Here is a 17,724-nt window from a genome sequence, read left to right on the forward strand (position 1 = left end):
GAATTTTGGCTGGATGCCATTCATCAATGGCTTCAACGCTAAACCAAATCGTAATATCGCCGCGACGACGCAATGCTTCCGTATATTCCGCCCAATTGATCACCTTATATTTGGCTTTTTTATGTTGCCGGTGACTGAATTGGTTATGTTTATACGGCATGTAATGGCTTCTGATGGGTTAGTAGTCGCATCAGGGTACCATTAATTCGCCAAAACACTAAAGAAGGATGGGCTGGCCGATTTATTCAACAACGCCATCCAAAACCAAGTTTTTTCAGCACGGCTCTTCCTATATCGAGAGGTACTTAAATAAAGCTTAAATATCAAAAATACCGTTAAAACAACGAATATTGATTTTAAGTATTGGCCATCATTATTCGAGGCTCTAAAGAAAAAATTATCCCACTACCAAAACTCCTGATAACCCCATTAAAATAGCAATTAGATACTGTAAAAAATTCATATAAATAGAATTTATTTAGTAGCTTTGGTGAAGTTTATATTCCATATGCACTTAGCAGAAAATACAGCAACAATGGTAGAAAGTATTAAACTAATATACTATTTTAGTTTAGACCAAAACCCTTTACGAAATTTACTCACATTAACCATCATCTTAAATTTATTTCTACAAAACGCGCAAGATTGGAAACATCGTACGCAAAAAAGAAAACGTTTTACGCCATTCAATAATTTATCCTATGCTTAGATTGCTCATCAAAATAATGACTCTGAGGAAAAAAGTGATGTTAACCTTATGGGAAAAAAAGCTTGGACTCGCATTGGGACTTTCTTCCCTTATGCTGGCTAGCCCGCTATCAGCACTTGCAGGTGACAGTGAAAATACAACACCAGGCAATGAGTGGGCCAGACAAAAACAAGCTCAACTCAAATATGTGAGACAAACAGGTAAACCCCTCGACTTTTGTTATCGCCAGCAACTTTTATACGATGAGGGGAAAATTACGATTAAACCTAAGCCAGGGTACAACTGTATACCATCTGCCGCTATTGGCGGTGGTGGACATGGCTAGAAACTGTTTCACAACACAATTATGGGTTTAGTCAGCAATAAACTAACATACATATTCGACTACATTAAAACCCTATCTTAGCGTTATAGGCTACCGCATTGGTGCGTAGCCTATAACGCTATAGTTAGCTCAATAGATAGCTCATACTCGCTAAGCGCGACTTACCTCACTTTCTTACCTCTTTATCCTTACTAATACCGTTTTGCTGTAAATCTTGATCTTGAGTAACAAACAGGGTCATATTTCGCTTATTAGCAACTCGATACATCGACATCTGATACAAAGCAGGCACAACAAAGAGTGTTAGAAACGTCGAGAAGAATAGGCCCCAAACAATTGCCGTCGCGACTGGAGACCAAATAAGCGAATGACCACCTAGCCCTACTGCCAAAGAAAATAACCCGGCAATGGTTGTTAACGTCGTAATCAAAATAGGTAACATTCGCCGTCTAGATGCGTAAAATATCGCATGGATCAAAGTCATACCTTTAGCCAAATTCTTATTAGCTGTAGATATCAGTACTATTGCTGCATTAACAGCGATGCCAGCAAGCGCAACAATACCATACAGCGTAAATAAGCTAAGAGGATTGCTTGATACAAATAACCCTAAGACGACACCTGTAAATGCCATAGGTACGGTAATCAACACCATCAAGGGTTGAAAATAGCTTTGAAACTGCGTACTCAAAATTAAATACATTAAACCAATACCCAACATAAACAACATTGCTATAGCATCAATGCTCTCCTGTATATCATCTAATTCACCTGAAAAATCTAATGATACATTAGGATATTTTTTAGCAATGGTTTCCCAATAATCTTTAATGAGATTATTGGCGGCAACTGTATCAATTTTTTGCTTATCAATATCTGACTCTAGCGTTATGGTGCGCAAGAAATTGTAGTGGCGTAAATTGCCTTTAACCTGTTCAGTTTTAACATTCACCAGTTCTTTTAGTGGTACATTATCCCCATTTCGAGTAGGAACAGATAAGCGTAATAATTCATTGATATCATTGTAGTTATTTTCAACCGCTGATGTTGACTTGATTCGTAAAGCGACCTGCTCACTTTCATGCTGAACATAACTCACTATTTCGCCATCAACCAACATTTTTACTGTTCGGTAAACCTCATTAGGTACGATATCCAGACGATTAATCGCATCATTATTCAGCTTTAATGTAAGCCCATAACGTCCTTTACTATCATCGTCTGATATATCTCGAAAATTGTTATTTTTTGCTATATAGGCTTTTAATGCATCTGTAGCCTGCCGTAACTCACTATACTCCTTCCCTCGTACTTTTACACTGACAGGCTTACTCGTCGGTGGGCCACCCGCAAGTTTTAAAAAGGAAATATTTGTCGGTCCTATGACTTGTAAAACATCACTACGCATATCTTCTATAATTTGCTCTACTGAGCGATAATCTTCTTTTCTCGGTTGCAAACTCACCATAATTTGCCCAAGATGTTCACCAAACATAGGCGCTGTTTCTGTAAACATTTGCCCAGCATAACTCACAACGGAACGGACTTCATGATCCTCTAAGTTTTTAGCCACATGCTTTTCAACCTCAAGCATCTTGTCCATTGTTTCGTCTAATGAGCTATTGGTTGGCATTTCCACATTAACGTAGAATAGGCGGATGGTGTCGGCAGCGAAAAAATCCACACGAATCACACCACTTTCAACGGCTGAAAGTGCCGCAGCAAATAGCAAGACCAGTGCAGATATTGTTTTTTTAGGGTGACGCATAACCTTAAGCAATGCATAACCATAATACACTTTGAATTTATGAATAATATGTTGTCTAAAATTATCAATGGCAGAAACTCTCGCGAATGACACTTTGGCGGCAATGATATGTCCTGGCAACATCCAATAGGCTTCAATGAGACTGACTGCTAATGCCGTTGTAACCACTAAGGGTATCACCATCATAAACTTACCTAAAATGCCTGGTAGAAGCATCAACGGTAAGAATGCCGCCATAGTGGTCAATACTGAGGCTGTTACCGGACCAATCACCTCAGTGAGTCCAGTCCAGGCCGCATGAATCCCTTTTAGCCCAGAACGTATCTTATTGTTGATTGACTCAACCACGACCACCGCATCATCAACCAACATACCTAATGCAATGACAATCGCCAGCAGCACAGAAGTATTCAACGTTTGGTCAAATACTTTTAACATGATAAAAGTACCCGCCAGTGTGAAAGGAATACCAATGGTAACCAGCAAACTAATGCGAGAACCAAGAAAAAACCAGGTTACAAAGAGTACAAAGGCCAAACCAATTAAAGCATTATTCTCCATGATGGATAATGCATTACGGGTAATTAACGTTTGATCATCGATCAGCGTATAATTCACCCCTAATTCTTTAGAAAATTTATTTTTATCTTCTACAAGATGGCTAATTCTTTCTACAAGCTCCAGGGTATTGGTGCTTTCTTGCTTCATGACAGCAAACATCACAGCAGGACGACCTTGAAAACGAACTAATCGATCAGCCTTGGCTCTCGCCCAAACAACTTCAGCAATGTCTCCCAGGCGTACCTCACTGTGTGAGCCTTGATTCGTTAATACAGGTAATTGTGCAAGCTCATCAGGGTTGGTGGTTGTCCCTTCAACGCGTATTAACCATTGATCTTCACCAACACGTGCGCTACCTGCTGAAATATCGCGATAAAATGTTCGAATAGTATCTGCCACCGCCGTTGGAGAAATACCAAGTAACTGTATTTTCTCTACATCAAATCGAATTTGTATTTCTGGGTCTCGCTCACCAGTGAGTTGAACCCGATCAACGCCTTTTGTTCGAATTAATTCATTTTCTAGAATAATGGCTTGCCGACGTAAGTTTTCATCATCGGCTGGTCCTGATATCACTACGGTTGCTGTTGGGAATGCATTTGCTGTGGTCACTTCATAAATTGTGGGGCTTTCTGCTTCTTCTGGCAATTCATCTTCTACATTATTTATTTCACGACGCAAATCAGCCATACGTTTATCAAACAAGCGCTGACTAATATCCTGAAAACGAACTAATATACTGGAAACACCTTCACGGCTGGTACTGGATACAAACTTAACATTTTGTATTTTTTCCAGCTCCTCTTCTAATACATCGGTAATTTTTTTTTCAATATCTTGAGCAGAAGCACCTGGTAATAACGTCGTTATTTGCACCCAATTAAAATTAATACTAGGGTCTTGTTCTCTTGGCAATTGTAAATAAACCAGATACCCCATCAATAATATTAATAAAAAAAGTAAATTAGTAAGTTTATGATTTTCGATTAAACTACGTAACCACATTGTCTTCGTTCCTTATTTTATTGTTTTTTGACAATATGGAGTTGCTCACCATCAACTAACCCATGACGGCCATCAATGATCACCAATGATGTTGATGCAATATTGATAGAAATTGGTCTTCCCTCTTGTGCTCCATCAATTTGAATAAACTTTGCGGAATTTTCATCTACAATAAAAATGCCATATTGTTTATCTCGTTTTTGTAATAGGTAAGCAGGTAAGTGAGGGGTAGGATTTTCCCAGAGTAAACGGCCAGTACTACCAATAATTGAGAAGTCTTCTGTAAATAAAAAGCGTGCCTCACGACTTCGGGTATTATTTTCAATAAAAGGTAGTAGAGTACGTTTTTTTAAGGGATATGTTTTTTCACTACTCGAAAATTCATAATGGCGAGCATTAATAAAAGAAAACTCATCAGAACGCGCAATTTTTGCTGAAACTTCCAGATGATCTGTTTGCAATAACTCAATCACAGGAGTACCAATAGAGAGTAATTCACCCACATTAGCTATTTTCTTCGTAATTACTCCGCTATAAGGCGCTTTTATTTCACAGTACTCTACATTTAGCTCAGCAATATCCAGTGCTGCGCGTTGTGCTTCTAACTGTGCTTCTGTATTGACTACACTGGTTTTATATCGATCCAGCTCTGCTTCGCCAATTGTCTGTTTACGTGCAAGCTTTACATTTCTTTGCAACTCACGTCTACTAAAGGCTAACTGATTGTTAAGTTCTGCTAATTTAGCTTGTTGTAGTTGTTTAGTTAATAGTGTCTGCCGACAATCAAGGTTCGCTAAGATAGCTCCTTTTTTTACTTGATCACCGACATTAATTGGCATTGAAACTAAACGTGCTGAAATTTCTGCAGGAATTTGGCTTTTATTTAGTGCCACAACTTGCGCAGGAGCGCTACGTGTTGGATAAAATAGAAGCTCACTTGCAGGCTCTGCACTTACTCGAGTTTCACTATTTACGCTGCAACATAAAAATGAAAACCATAAAACTGCAATATACGGCAATACGCGATTCATTAATTGTTTCGTCCCTGCTGCTATTGAGTAAAAACTAAATGTTATATCGTGAGTTGAAAATTTTAATGTTTTATAAACATGTCACACTAAGTACAAATATCTACCGAGTCTCTAATAAATTAGGCTAATACACACTATCCATAGCGTCTACTTTATCTCTCATTAATAAGGTACACTGAACACGTTACGAGGTTATCACTGACTAATGGTGTAATCAATTTGCCACTATTCACATTCCGAGACCGACGTCTTGTTTAGAGTAAAGCAGTTAAAGCCTGTTGAGTATCCTCTCGTCAATCGTTTTTATAAAGTACAAGGATATAAAGGCAAAGCACGAGGCAATGAGAATATATTTGTACTGCAACAATCCCAAATTGTCGCAGCCTTACGTCTCGTCCCCTTAACTGATCAGTGGTTATTAAGGGGATTGTGGGTAGACTATGCGTTACGTAGACAAGGGCTAGGACTAGCCTTACTGAATGGAATAATCGATTTTCTTACTATTAGTCATTATTACTGTTTTGCTGATCAGGACGTAGTACCGTTTTACTTAAAAGCTGAATTTATTAGTCCGAATATCCAGACCCTCCCTGTGCCTATACTACAGCGCTTTAAAGCCTATCAACAACGTAATGCTCGATTACAAGCCCTTATCTGGCAAAGCCCGTCATCACTTGACGCACCCCTCGATCTGCCAAAATATCAGTCACATTTGCCGAAAACGTAACAAACTCTACCTCTCGTCCCTGAAAGCGGACAGAACCATTTGCCACAGTAGGCCCAACAAACTTTGGCTGCAAATGAAATGCTTTAGCAAGACGTACCCCATCACTTGTTGCGCACAAGCCACCAATTTTCTGCACATAGTCACGGTACTGACTCACATAAGACATGATCTGTAAGATAATGAGTGATGCAGCCAATCGGCTTCCACCATACAGAGAAAAAACGTATAAACAGTGGGGTTCGTTAACTGAAGCCAAGTGTGATAGGCAAATATCAGCTTCAGCCAATTCATTATTAATCAGTTGTAAGAACGCCTGTAAAGTCACTGGCAACGCTATTAAGTGTCCAAAGTAGTGTCCCAACTTTGTGCATGCCATCATTAACGGAGAGCAACCTGATTGCATCCACTTTTGTAAGGTTGATAACGTCACGTTGTTATCAGACTGATAAATAGAATGGTCATAATCCAAAATAAGGCGGAGTAAATGCTCATCCGTCGTTAATGACAACAGTGACTTGAGCTCATAATTATTAATGCACTGCTCTGGATAGGTGCCAATCTTTGACTGTAATTTTGTTGAGTTAAGGTAGTGTTTTAACAAATACGCTACAGACTGATCAGTAGACTGCAGTGTGGTTTTAGCCGGCATGAAGGGAAATACTTCACTTATCTCGTCTTTAAAAAAGCAAATAATTTCTTTTTGCCTGCTAATGGGTGGCTCTGTAGTAAAGCGCTCCCAACGACTTACCGTAACAGCATCAATACCTGTCAGTACTGGCGAGAAGCTAGAAAACGCTGTTGCTATCATTTCTTGTGTATAACCTTGCGCTTTACGCTTACGCTTAAGGTAATCACCAAACCGTTCCAACATAACTACTGCCACTTCTCAATTTATTAAACACCACCCCCACAAACTTCATCTTAAGCCGTTACACTTAAGCTTACTGTGGGTTTAATGCCTTTGGGTTAGCCTGTATGACTGATCAATGGACAAATTCGTTGGTCGCGCTATGCTTTTTTTGTAAATTATTTAGCCAGACTGTTTGTCATCTATTTAACCAACTACCCTGGGGCGCCTCTATTAAACCTGCCCAACCGTAACAGACAATTGGTATTTATACGTGCTAGGGAAGGCCAACACCATGCCATTGACCATAGTCAACACACATAAAATCGCTTACAACTGCTATGGGCAGGGTACTCCGGTACTACTTTTACATGGCTTAGGGTCTTGTGGTAAAGACTGGCAGGCTCAAATTGAGGTTCTAGCCGCACATTATTATGTCATCACACCAGACTTTCGCGGCCATGGAGATTCAGCTAAACCACCTGGCCCTTATTCAATTAGGGGTATGGCAGAGGATATCCGTCAGCTACTGGCTCAACTCAAAATACAACGTTGTCATGTTGTAGGTTTATCGATGGGAGGCATGATTGCATTACAGCTGGCTGTTGATCATCCAACACTGTTTTACTCCATCACCCTCATCAACAGTGGTCCAGGCATTAGCTCGCTAAACTGGTCAACCAAGCTATTTATCTGGCAGCGTATAGCCATTATTAAACTCTTTGGTATGCGCGTGCACAGTTACCTTTTGATGAAGAGGCTATTCCCTCTGCCCTCTCAGGACAAGCTTCGTGAAAAAGGCACTCAACGCTGGCAACAAAATGATAAAGCCGCTTACTTAGCGGCTTTTGAAGCCCTTGTACACTGGAGTGTTGAACCCCAACTTGAGCGTATTCAATGCCCTGTACTTGTGCTGGCAGCAGAACATGATTACACACCGGTTGCCTACAAACAAAGCTATATACGACACTTTAAGCAGGGAACCCTTGCAGTTATTACTGATTCCAGACATGCCTCGCCTTTGGACCAACCAGAGCAAGTCAATCAACACCTGCTACACTTTTTGTCACAACAGCAGGTTGCACTGACAGGGTAGTTTAACAATCGTTTATATCTTATAAATACTGACACCTAAGCAATGGTGGCAATCCCTGCAGGCAGCGATTAGAATGATTCAACACTTTTTATAGCCACAATACTTCACGTACAGCCTAATCAATTAAACCTCAAGCGTTTGTAGTGAGATAATGAAATTAGCAATTGCTCAAGAACTTGATGCCTATTTACACTCTAATATCCCTTTAATAGCGGCTATGCAAATTGAAGTCAGCTACTTTGATGGCAAGTGTTTGCGTCTCAGTGCTCCGCTAGCCGTTAATGTAAATGACAAACAAACCGCATTTGGTGGAAGTATCGCCACCTTAGCAACCATTACCGGCTGGGCAATGGCTACATTGCTTGCAAAACAAGCTTCAGGCCCTAATCAAGTCGTTATCGCTGAGAGTAAATTACGTTACTTGAAGCCTATTACTGATGATTTTTTTGCTGAATGTCTCCGTCCGGAGGATAGTGATCTTGATAATTTCTGCCATGATTTAAATGTAAAAAGTACAGCTAAACTAATTCTTCCTGTCCAAGTAAAACAAGGAAATAAACTCACCGCAGATTTTACAGGGACCTATGTTGCCTCTGTTAACGCCCCACCAGCGTCTGCAGCTTGCTCAATGATCTTCAATGAGTAAAAACAGCACATTTATGCTTACGTTAAGTTAATAAATACCATGTATAGTTCTGCACTAAACTGCAAAGTGCTCTAATGACCAAGCTGTTAAAAGTAGAAATGAGAGTCCTATGACGTTATATACGTTGTTATTAATTATTGCCACCATAATTACACTTGCACTTGCTATTTGGGCAATTAAGCTTTGGCGCGAAGTTTTTCAAAATCAGGCCAAAATTCGTGAATACAAAAAACAACACCGAGACTTTTTAATCTCCAGTATACGACTGATAGCTGCAGCAGTTGTCAACGAGCAGGTTAATTTATCTGAAGCATGCATACGGCTAAGATTTTTATTAGAAAATATTGATGAAAATATCCTAAAACATGCTGATTTCGCCGTAATTGACACTATGTATATCGCAACAAAAGATATGCCAACCCATGATGCGCGCCATAGTTTGCGCCCTAATAAACTTCATGCTCTCGATAAAGAGCGAATTGAGCTGGAAACTCAGCATCGAGAAGAAATAATTCAGGCAGCCAAAAAGCTACTTGTGTATGGCTTTTAAAGCGTATCAATTATTTACAGCGCAAAAACAAAAGGGCCTGTCTTGGCCCTTTTGTTTAATATCTTTTCGCGAATACGTTTTGTGGCATCAGTTATTACACTTTAACTATAGCCATCATCTGATCTTTAACTACCTGCCAGTTTAATCCTGGAGGTGAAATAAATGCAGCTGAACCTTTTTTCATTGGCACCATCGCTACATGCCAACGTTTATCGCTATAATCGATGGGATCATGGAACGGGTGATTTGGCATCAATAAAACCGTTACAGGACCTTCAGGTGTTTGCACCACAAAGTGTGCCGCTAAAATACCATCAACAATACAGTTACCCGCAAATGTAATTCCTTGATAATCTGCTTTAGCTTGCAAATTGACATTCTGTAAGGTTTTGCGAAAAGTATCCATAGATATCAACTCAGTCTTAGTGAGTGTTTCTGACTCATCTTCAACATGGCGAATCATAAGCTCAGCAGTCGCTCCATGCTCTTCATATACTGGGGTATTCAACGGTAACCAGTTGAGCATAACGGCAAGAACACCAATCGATGCTGCAAGCGCAAATCCTATAATGCCTCTTTTGACACCTTGATGTGACCCTTTGGCACTTGAGCCAGCAGGCTCCTCAGGTGCAAAACTCTGTCGTAACATGATTTTTGCTACTAAGTCCTCAGGCACATCAACCGCTAATGCTTGTGCTAAAGCCGCTTCTTGTGTGTTCAGTTTTTGATAAAACTGTTTACAGTTGGCACATTGCCGAATATGCGCTTGGGCCTCCGCAGGAATTGCCGCAGGTTGTTCCAAAGCTAAGCGACGAAATTCCAGGCATTTCATAAGCCCCTCCGATTAACCCCTTGTTTAATGTGATCATCTCCCAGCAACTCTTTAAGCTGTAACCGAGCACGGCGTAGTCGAGTAGCAACGGTATTAATAGGTAACCCCATTTCTGAGGCAATTTCTTCTTGACTAAACCCCATCACAACTTGCAAAACCAATGGCTCTCGATACTTATCAGACAATTTATACAATGCCTGACGGATCGCATCCACATCAGTGGAGACATCAAATGAATGTGTTTGATCTTCAAGTTCATCAACACTTAAGTCAGCATACTCTAACGATTTTCGTTGAAAACGCCGTGCATTTTCTCGACGCAAGATCGTTATCAGCCAAGATTTAGCGGCTTGTTCATTCTGCAGGCTGTCTAATGAACGCCAAGCCCGCATAAACGTTTCCTGTACTAAATCTTCAGCAATACTCTCATCTGATGTTAGCCAGAACGCATAACGATACAGCGATTTATAGTAAGCATCGACTAACGCTTTAAATTGCATATCTTTTTTGCTCATGCCAATAAAGACCCTGTGGACTATAAAAATATTTCACAGTCCACCTGATTGGGCATGTTTTCAAAGGGTTAATATTATCTTGAACTGTAAAGGCTTTAGCGAACAACGCGAGAAACACCATTAGCCGTCAAAACCCTCACTCTATCACCTCGATAGAAACGTACAGCTGGGTCAACTTGCTGAACAACCGAGATATAAGCGCCATTATTCAACTGAATGGTCAATCGCACACCGTGAGAACGAGTATAGGCTTCCTCTGCCTGACCTCCAAGTAAACCACCCGCAACAGCACCCGCAACAGCAGCAATATCACTGCCACGGCCACCACCAATTGTAGAGCCCGCAATACCTCCTGCCGCAGCACCTGCTATAGCACCAACACCACTTTTGGTGCCCTCAATAGCAACTGCTTCAACTCCTACAACTGTACCGAACTGAACCGTTTGCATCTGTCTAGCCTCATCACGAGAATAGCTATTTCCAGATAAGTTCGACATGCAGCCAGTAAGACCTAAGGAAAAAGCCGCCAAGGCTGTAATTGCCACATTCTTTAGCTTTATCATGGTTCCATACCTAACCGTGTTTTCCACACTTAATCATTACATTGCTACTATTGATTATCGCACCTTTCTCATTAATTGCAGGAGATAAAATCATTCTTTACCACCGTCCTAAAGATACTTCACAGAGACTTATCAAAATAGACCACAAAAAATACAAAAGTTTACTAAAACTTTAAGAAAAAATTACTAAGTAAAAATATTACGAGACAATTTCATCATTTGAGAATTTATACCGATATCATGTGTATAACTATGACAAACTTCATAATCAAATTATGAACGCCCTTTAAAAGGGTGAGGAAAGGGATCGGATCGTACACATCAAGTGATATCTATAAAAATGATATCCATAGAATAATTTATGAGGTTTAAGTCTGCAGTTTTGATGTAGATAATAAAACAGTTATGACTATTGATATAACGTTCCAAGAGACCCAACAAATCTTTTTTAAAATTGATGCTTGCCTTTTAACAAGCAATAGTAGTGAAGGGCTTCTTAAGCGACTGCTACAAGCTAGCTTAAAGTATTTTAATACAGAAGCCGCATGGTATACCCTAACGCCTCATATACCCATTTCTTCCATAAATTTTCCCACGCGCGTACCTAAATGGCTTTATGCTCATAGCCTCTTTCAAACCGAATCAATTGTACAACAGCTTTTGGATGATAATCCCAATGGCTTACACCTGCTACGCCAACAAAAGCAACTTTGTATAATTCCTACCAAATATATTAATCACATTGATGGCATCTTTATGTTGCCCATTTATTTTCAAGAAAAGTTAGTTGCCGTACTTAACTTAGGCTTTAAAAAAAATAAGCTTCATTGGTTTCAAGATGTCAGCTCCCTATTTAACCAACTGGCAACCAAAGTCTCTTTACTGCTTTCTCTTTTGAATAAGCATGACAACCTACAATACCTTGCACAAAGAGACCCACTCACAAACCTTTATAACCGAAGAGTAATGCTTGATCATATCCAAAATGAGCTGACACGTTGTGAACGCTATCAAGCATCTTTAGCCATTTTATTTATTGACTGTGATGACTTTAAACAGATCAATGATCAATTTGGACATGATTGTGGAGATGCCGTTTTACAACACCTTGCTTATGTTTTCCAAAAAACTCTACGAAGAAGTGATCAGGCCTTTCGCTATGCGGGTGATGAATTTGTTATCACATTACCCAACCAAAGTATGAAAGACGCTCAGGCTGTAAGTACACGCTTAAAAAAAGCTATTGTAAAAGAGCCTCTAATTTATCAAGAAAGAGCTATTCCAATTTCAATTTCTTGTGGGGCTGCCATCTACTTAAAAGATGTTACTTGGAATGCTGAAATACTGTTAAATCAAGCCGATCAGCAACTACTTCAGCAAAAGAAAAACAAAATTTCACCTTTAATTTCATCGTCACTGATGCCTACCCCTATCTGCTCAACAAAACAGCCAATTTCAAATAGCCAAAACCATTCACTTCAATGTTAATCGGTTAGGCTAATGATAATTTATTTGGTATAGACATTGCAGTAAAAAGAAAACAAAAACTGACAGTATAACTTACTAGTGCCTTGCATTATACGACATGATATGACCAGGCTTATTACTCTGTTGCTGGTTACACCAACCCCATAGTATACGCTTATCCAAGCTATTAAATGCCTGTTGCCATTCATCTGCCGCTTTACTTACAAATTCCTGGGCTTGTTGACGTATATCCTCATCTTGTAATGGTGAGTTTAGTAAATGAACTAAATCTGCATAGGCCTTTCGGTAATATTCAAATGCTTGAATTTTAAGCCCTAAAGCTAAATAGGTATCTGCTAAATTATGACAAGCAAGCATAAATAACTGGACAACAGGCAAACTACTATCCCGACTATCCTCTAAAAGCAGTATATCTTCAGCAACAAATAAGGCTTGAAAGAAATATTTTTGAGCTTCCCAATATTGCTCTGTGTGAAATGCTTCACTTCCTTGAAATGTTAATTGTCGCCACCGAGTTTCCAGGCTTTGCATTGTACCTGATCCTCAATAAATGATGTTCAAGCTTAATCTCATTCAGCAACCTTATTCCTATCCAAACACGTCTATCTACCGACTTTAACATTAGCCGTTGTGATTGATTGAAGGACTCTCCTTTGTATACAACCTACTCTCAATCTCCACTAACAAGGCTGCTATGCGCTTTTGTTTTAAGTAATATATGTATCATGTAAATAAAAAAACGTCATATTGCGTATAACCTAAAACACGATATGATCACACTTAGTACTCATGGTTAGAAAAAATATAGCAGAGAAAGTTCCTAAGCGACGCCAATAATTTGACAATTGATTGTTATCCGCACTGCAAAGCCATATGATTATAAATTGATATCAGGTTCACATATTTAATTTATCATTCATCACAATAGTGGCTGTACATTATTTAACCAGTTAAAATGCAGTGAATTTTATAGATTGAGGCAGACTTTATCTCAGTCAAGTTTAATCAAACAATTTACTGAAGAAGTACCTAATTATGCTTATGAATACTCTATGGCAATTTGCAGTCAGTGAGCCAAGCTTTTCTTTGTTTATATTAGGATCTATTTATTTACTATTAAGTACTGTTTTAACCATAAACATCTATTTTCGTAAACACGCAACAAAACATGCTCTAGTTTATAGCGATATCCAACAGCTTCCATTAAAGTCCTACTCTGCAGCATCTCAACACATCTGGACCCAACTCTTCCGAACAGTATCAATCTTTTCTCTTATTATGGCTGGGGCCAGTTATACATCCGCACTTATTTTATATTTATAAAAAATGAGTTGCACTGAGCTGAATATACTTGCTTTACCCACTCAGTGTTGAAAGAGAAATTTTGCACCTTCCTTGGCACTAAAGCTGCTGACTATAACTTTCAATACTCAATAAAGGCCAACACATAAGCTGTGCCAACGCACACGTTATGAGTCATCTGACTCATAACTGCTCATTTGGCAACGAAATTTATTAATCAGCGGGTTAGCATAAGCCTGAAGCCACCAATGGCGCCATGTCTCCGGACAAGAGGCCAAGCGTTGCTCAAATTCTTCTCGTTTTGCTTTTAAATCAAGATCAGGAAAATATGCTTCCAGCGTGGGAGGGGTTATATCTGCAAATGCTTCTTTGACCTGCTCAAATGCTAAGAAGTTAGAAGGATGCAAATGATAAAGCGAATGGATCTGACGATCTATTTCATTAGCTACCTCCGTTGCATTTGAATATTCCTCTTCTAAACATTGACCAAATGAAATATGAACATGTCCTTTATACCCCGTAATTCCACGCACAATACTGTTCACATCTTCATTTTCAGCTTTATCATATTTACCATGCGCTGCTCGATAAGCTAATTCTCTTGCTTTAACAATATCGCAAGGATCATATTCATAGGACACTGCAACCGGGACAATACTGAGTCGTTGTATTTGCTCAGCAAACGTTGCATCCTTATCTGTTTGTGCCATTAACAGCATTTTAAGAATTGCAGTATCGGTTTTATCGTTACTGTCTTTAGAACGTCCCTCACGCTGAGCAATCCAAATTGATTCAAAGCTACTCAGCGAGTGATTGATATAAGCTGAAAGCTGCTTATAAACCGCCAGCTTTTCTCTTCTTCCTTTAACGGAACGCTTAACAACAAAGCTTTTGTTCAAGCGCATCAGATCACTGACATAAGGACGACTTAGCAGATTATCCCCAATTGCAATTCGCGGAGTCTTCATACCATGATGATAGAGTGCGAAGTTAACGAATGTTGGATCCATAACAATATCCCGGTGGTTACACATAAAAAGATAACCACGGGCATTTTTCAGTGATTCTTGTCCAGAATAAGTGACTTGCGATGTATTTTTTTGGATATTACGATCAATATATGTTTCCAGCACATCCTGCAGCCCTGCGACATCTTTAACATGGCGCAGCTCTTCACGAAGTGCAATACGCACTAAATATTTTAAACCAGGCTGTAAAAACTCAGGGCATTTGGGAAACTTTAGCGAAGTCATTGCATTTATAAATGCACCATCATCTAACAAGCGATCCAAAACCATTCTTACCTCATCATCGTGATAAGGCCTGATATCATCGAAGTTGTCCATGCAACAACGGTCCACCTTCTGACTGTATTAACAACAATTTTATTCGTTTTTCCTGCAATACTATATAACTACAACAAGCTATATATAGGACTTAAGAAAGTATTGTCCAACATTGTACTGCTTAAGAAGCTCGCCATTATAGTACAAATCAGACACCGTTTTCTGTTAATCACATAGATAGGTTGTTATTAAATGGAATCAATTCAATGGCTCACTTTACAATGTCCTTATTGTGGCGAACCATTTAATGCTGCAATAGAGCCACTTTGTGATATTCAGGACTTTATTGAAGATTGCCAGATATGCTGTCGCCCTATTCGTTTGGTTGTGGACTACGATCCTATTCAGCAACAAGCTGATATAAAAGTATTTACGATGGATGACTGCTAAACATGCTGAAGAATTGACCTCTATCATAACAGTACTTGGGATGACTCCACCTATCCGCTATAATGCCATCGCCGTTTTAGCTAGAACATCATGCCTAAATGGATGAGCGTATCCATGTTACGACAATCAGCAGAGGTTTTTATGCAGTTTTCAAATCTAGCACGCCTTCTCTCTCTTCCCTTGATTTGGTTGTCTTTACAAGTACCTAGCTCTTTGGCCAATGACTTAACAGATATTGAATCATTAGCAAAACAAGGGAATCAAGCTGCTCAGGTAGCGGCAGGACAAGCCTTCTTTACAGGCAGTATGGGGGAAACAGACTATACAAAGGCAGTTCGCTACCTTAAACCTGCTGCTGAAGCTAATCACCCCGTTGCGAAGCGTCTGCTTGGCCTAGCTTATTTAGAAGGTAAAGGTGTCACTAAGGATGAGAAATTTGGCATTAATTTATTAAATGAAGCAGCAAAACTGAAAGATGCTGAAGCACAATACTACCTAGGCCATGCTTTTCACAAAGGTATTGGTGTCGATACCAACCTGATTACGGCTTATATTTGGTTAAGTCTATCAAGTGAAGCACATAACCCACACCAAGCAAATGCTCAGGAAGAAGTATCAAGGATTAAGCATATTCTTGCGCCAGGACAAATTGAGCAAGCTAACGCCATACTGGCCAGCTTAAAACATCTCTACCTTCAACAAAAAGCAGAAAAATCCCAAGCTGCTCAGCAATAGTACGAAGTCATTCGCAATTAACTTTAAAAACAACCAGAATTAATTGGCTTCACACCTCACTCACATTAAGCGCTGCAGTTAATCCAGATCACGATAACAGGCTTCCAGCAGCGCTTCAGCACGCTCATCAACGAGTAATGCTGCCCCCATACTATTAGTAACAAATGCAAACCCAAGCTGACGGATAGGATCAGCCACAACCAATGCACCACCAGCACCTGGATGACCAAAATTCTGGTGCGCTCCAAGCTGCCCACCAGAATAAGACTGGTGCAATAAAAAACCTAAACCAAAGCGCGTTTGACAAGGTAGCACCGCATCCTGACCAGAAACATAAGTTTGAGTCGCTAATGATAGTGTTTCTGGCTTTAAAAGTTTGGGCTCTATACTGGATAGGTCAGCCATAATTTTAGCCAGTGCTCGTGCTGTTGAATGACCATTAGCAGAAGGTAACTCCATTGATTGCCACTGAGGCCAATTTGTGCTGGTCATGATGGTTAGTGGATTAGTAAAACTTCGTGCGGTAATACCTTTAGGCCGACTCATTAACTCGGCTAAAAGGCCTTGGGGATTTTGACCAGGTTGATTTAACCGCATCATAGTGGCAATACGTGATGTCACATCCTCAGGTACACCAATATAGAACTCCTCCTGAAACTCATTTTTTATAAGTTCACGCCAATAGTTACCAAGAGACTCTCCTTGAATACGTCGAAATAGCTCACCCGCCATCCAGCCAAATGTTACAGGCGCATAGCCATGCTTAGTTCCTGCAGGCCACCATAACTCTGCGCGCTCTATATGATTGACCATAGTTGACCAGTCAAATAAATCATCAGGCAATACCTCATGTTTAAATGCAGGTAAACCCGCTTGGTGTGTTAATAGGTGCTCGACAGTAACTAGCCCTTTGCTATTTTGGGCAAAAGCTGGCCAATAGTAAGAGACGGGTTTATCCAACAATAATTCGCCCTGCTCATAAAGCTGGAGCAAGCTAACAATCGCTGCCACCTTAGTGCAGGAAAAAATATTCACCAATGTATCTTGATGCCATACCTCTTGCTGAGCCTTATCCATATGACCAGCCCAAATATCTACGAGCATCTCACCATTTTGGCAAATACTTAATGAAGCACCATGCTGTTTTTCCATTTGCTGTTGAAACAGCGTTTTTAATCCATGAAATCGTTCTTCATAATAACCTTGTACTACAGGTGTCGTTATTTCAGAAGTCTGCATAACTAAGAAAATCCATTAAACCTGTGAAAAAGTCTTTTATTGTTATATC

17 protein-coding genes are annotated in these 17,724 nt (G+C 39.7%); 8 read left to right on the forward strand and 9 right to left on the reverse strand.

Annotated elements, in window-relative coordinates:
* Nucleotides 1-746: 746 nt before the first annotated feature.
* Nucleotides 747-1,034 (forward strand): hypothetical protein, encoded by a 288-nt coding sequence (locus KCG35_RS07710; protein WP_215819108.1) that lies wholly within the window; start codon nt 747-749, stop codon nt 1,032-1,034.
* A 166-nt stretch (nt 1,035-1,200) separates the two neighbouring features.
* On the opposite strand, the gene KCG35_RS07715 is transcribed toward KCG35_RS07710, so the two are convergent.
* Nucleotides 1,201-4,368 (reverse strand): efflux RND transporter permease subunit, encoded by a 3,168-nt coding sequence (locus tag KCG35_RS07715; RefSeq protein WP_215819109.1) that lies wholly within the window; start codon nt 4,366-4,368, stop codon nt 1,201-1,203.
* A 17-nt stretch (nt 4,369-4,385) separates the two neighbouring features.
* On the reverse strand, nt 4,386-5,399 hold the full coding sequence (locus tag KCG35_RS07720; protein WP_215819110.1) for an efflux RND transporter periplasmic adaptor subunit: 1,014 nt from the start codon (nt 5,397-5,399) through the stop codon (nt 4,386-4,388).
* A gap of 250 nt (nt 5,400-5,649) precedes the next feature.
* Between KCG35_RS07720 and KCG35_RS07725 the strand changes: the two genes are divergently transcribed.
* On the forward strand, nt 5,650-6,126 hold the full coding sequence (locus tag KCG35_RS07725; RefSeq protein WP_215819111.1) for a GNAT family N-acetyltransferase: 477 nt from the start codon (nt 5,650-5,652) through the stop codon (nt 6,124-6,126).
* On the opposite strand, the gene KCG35_RS07730 is transcribed toward KCG35_RS07725, so the two are convergent.
* Nucleotides 6,050-6,997 (reverse strand): helix-turn-helix domain-containing protein, encoded by a 948-nt coding sequence (locus KCG35_RS07730; RefSeq protein WP_215819112.1) that lies wholly within the window; start codon nt 6,995-6,997, stop codon nt 6,050-6,052. The two genes, KCG35_RS07725 and KCG35_RS07730, sit on opposite strands and share 77 nt — an antisense overlap.
* Before the next feature lie 271 nt (nt 6,998-7,268).
* Here KCG35_RS07730 and KCG35_RS07735 point away from each other — a divergent pair, with 271 nt between their 5' ends.
* From KCG35_RS07735 to KCG35_RS07745, 3 genes are all read left to right on the forward strand, one after another.
* Nucleotides 7,269-8,069 carry an alpha/beta fold hydrolase gene (locus KCG35_RS07735; RefSeq protein WP_215819113.1) on the forward strand — a complete coding sequence of 267 codons (801 nt, stop codon included), beginning with the start codon at nt 7,269-7,271 and terminating at the stop codon, nt 8,067-8,069.
* A 151-nt stretch (nt 8,070-8,220) separates the two neighbouring features.
* The gene (locus KCG35_RS07740) at nt 8,221-8,715 is read left to right on the forward strand and encodes a YiiD C-terminal domain-containing protein (RefSeq protein WP_215819114.1); all 495 of its coding nucleotides are present in this window, start codon (nt 8,221-8,223) and stop codon (nt 8,713-8,715) included.
* A gap of 109 nt (nt 8,716-8,824) precedes the next feature.
* Entirely contained in the window at nt 8,825-9,265 is a 441-nt protein-coding gene (locus tag KCG35_RS07745) for a DUF2489 domain-containing protein (RefSeq protein WP_215819115.1), read from the forward strand.
* Between the two features lie 94 nt (nt 9,266-9,359).
* Here the strand turns inward: KCG35_RS07745 and KCG35_RS07750 are convergent, their stop codons facing one another.
* The 3 genes from KCG35_RS07750 to KCG35_RS07760 all read right to left on the reverse strand — a co-directional run bounded on the left by KCG35_RS07750 (nt 9,360) and on the right by KCG35_RS07760 (nt 11,175).
* Entirely contained in the window at nt 9,360-10,097 is a 738-nt protein-coding gene (locus tag KCG35_RS07750; RefSeq protein ID WP_215819116.1) for a DUF3379 family protein, read from the reverse strand.
* A complete protein-coding gene (locus KCG35_RS07755; RefSeq protein WP_309227327.1) occupies nt 10,094-10,642 on the reverse strand; it encodes a sigma-70 family RNA polymerase sigma factor in 549 nt (182 codons plus the stop codon). Before KCG35_RS07755 ends, KCG35_RS07750 begins: the two co-directional genes overlap by 4 nt.
* 65 nt (nt 10,643-10,707) lie before the next feature.
* Nucleotides 10,708-11,175: an outer membrane lipoprotein gene (locus KCG35_RS07760; protein ID WP_230409082.1), complete on the reverse strand. Its 468-nt coding sequence runs from the start codon at nt 11,173-11,175 to the stop codon at nt 10,708-10,710.
* A 405-nt stretch (nt 11,176-11,580) separates the two neighbouring features.
* Here KCG35_RS07760 and KCG35_RS07765 point away from each other — a divergent pair, with 405 nt between their 5' ends.
* Nucleotides 11,581-12,663: a GGDEF domain-containing protein gene (locus KCG35_RS07765; RefSeq protein ID WP_215819118.1), complete on the forward strand. Its 1,083-nt coding sequence runs from the start codon at nt 11,581-11,583 to the stop codon at nt 12,661-12,663.
* Nucleotides 12,664-12,738: 75 nt separating this feature from the next.
* On the opposite strand, the gene KCG35_RS07770 is transcribed toward KCG35_RS07765, so the two are convergent.
* Nucleotides 12,739-13,194 carry a DUF2753 family protein gene (locus KCG35_RS07770; protein WP_215819119.1) on the reverse strand — a complete coding sequence of 152 codons (456 nt, stop codon included), beginning with the start codon at nt 13,192-13,194 and terminating at the stop codon, nt 12,739-12,741.
* 938 nt (nt 13,195-14,132) lie between these two features.
* Complete coding sequence (locus KCG35_RS07775; protein ID WP_215819120.1) at nt 14,133-15,311, reverse strand: 1-acyl-sn-glycerol-3-phosphate acyltransferase; 1,179 nt, start codon at nt 15,309-15,311, stop codon at nt 14,133-14,135.
* A 192-nt stretch (nt 15,312-15,503) separates the two neighbouring features.
* Between KCG35_RS07775 and KCG35_RS07780 the strand changes: the two genes are divergently transcribed.
* Nucleotides 15,504-15,701 (forward strand): zinc ribbon domain-containing protein, encoded by a 198-nt coding sequence (locus KCG35_RS07780; RefSeq protein ID WP_215819121.1) that lies wholly within the window; start codon nt 15,504-15,506, stop codon nt 15,699-15,701.
* A 114-nt stretch (nt 15,702-15,815) separates the two neighbouring features.
* Nucleotides 15,816-16,436 carry a tetratricopeptide repeat protein gene (locus KCG35_RS07785; protein ID WP_215819122.1) on the forward strand — a complete coding sequence of 207 codons (621 nt, stop codon included), beginning with the start codon at nt 15,816-15,818 and terminating at the stop codon, nt 16,434-16,436.
* A 78-nt stretch (nt 16,437-16,514) separates the two neighbouring features.
* Here KCG35_RS07785 and KCG35_RS07790 read toward each other — a convergent pair whose 3' ends face one another.
* A complete protein-coding gene (locus tag KCG35_RS07790; protein WP_215819123.1) occupies nt 16,515-17,675 on the reverse strand; it encodes a serine hydrolase domain-containing protein in 1,161 nt (386 codons plus the stop codon).
* Nucleotides 17,676-17,724: the final 49 nt, after the last annotated feature.

Source organism: Zooshikella harenae (genome assembly GCF_018837975.1).
Taxonomy (GTDB): domain Bacteria; phylum Pseudomonadota; class Gammaproteobacteria; order Pseudomonadales; family Zooshikellaceae; genus Zooshikella; species Zooshikella harenae.

Bases quoted from the DNA above. Each gene is read 5' to 3' on its own strand.
- KCG35_RS07710 (WP_215819108.1), top strand. From the start codon at position 747: ATGTTAACCTTATGGGAAAAAAAGCTTGGACTCGCATTGGGACTTTCT.
- KCG35_RS07715 (WP_215819109.1), bottom strand. From the start codon at position 4,368: ATGTGGTTACGTAGTTTAATCGAAAATCATAAACTTACTAATTTACTT.
- KCG35_RS07720 (WP_215819110.1), bottom strand. From the start codon at position 5,399: ATGAATCGCGTATTGCCGTATATTGCAGTTTTATGGTTTTCATTTTTA.
- KCG35_RS07730 (WP_215819112.1), bottom strand. From the start codon at position 6,997: ATGTTGGAACGGTTTGGTGATTACCTTAAGCGTAAGCGTAAAGCGCAA.
- KCG35_RS07735 (WP_215819113.1), top strand. From the start codon at position 7,269: ATGCCATTGACCATAGTCAACACACATAAAATCGCTTACAACTGCTAT.
- KCG35_RS07740 (WP_215819114.1), top strand. From the start codon at position 8,221: ATGAAATTAGCAATTGCTCAAGAACTTGATGCCTATTTACACTCTAAT.
- KCG35_RS07745 (WP_215819115.1), top strand. From the start codon at position 8,825: ATGACGTTATATACGTTGTTATTAATTATTGCCACCATAATTACACTT.
- KCG35_RS07750 (WP_215819116.1), bottom strand. From the start codon at position 10,097: ATGAAATGCCTGGAATTTCGTCGCTTAGCTTTGGAACAACCTGCGGCA.
- KCG35_RS07760 (WP_230409082.1), bottom strand. From the start codon at position 11,175: ATGATAAAGCTAAAGAATGTGGCAATTACAGCCTTGGCGGCTTTTTCC.
- KCG35_RS07765 (WP_215819118.1), top strand. From the start codon at position 11,581: ATGACTATTGATATAACGTTCCAAGAGACCCAACAAATCTTTTTTAAA.
- KCG35_RS07770 (WP_215819119.1), bottom strand. From the start codon at position 13,194: ATGCAAAGCCTGGAAACTCGGTGGCGACAATTAACATTTCAAGGAAGT.
- KCG35_RS07775 (WP_215819120.1), bottom strand. From the start codon at position 15,311: ATGGACAACTTCGATGATATCAGGCCTTATCACGATGATGAGGTAAGA.
- KCG35_RS07780 (WP_215819121.1), top strand. From the start codon at position 15,504: ATGGAATCAATTCAATGGCTCACTTTACAATGTCCTTATTGTGGCGAA.
- KCG35_RS07785 (WP_215819122.1), top strand. From the start codon at position 15,816: ATGTTACGACAATCAGCAGAGGTTTTTATGCAGTTTTCAAATCTAGCA.
- KCG35_RS07790 (WP_215819123.1), bottom strand. From the start codon at position 17,675: ATGCAGACTTCTGAAATAACGACACCTGTAGTACAAGGTTATTATGAA.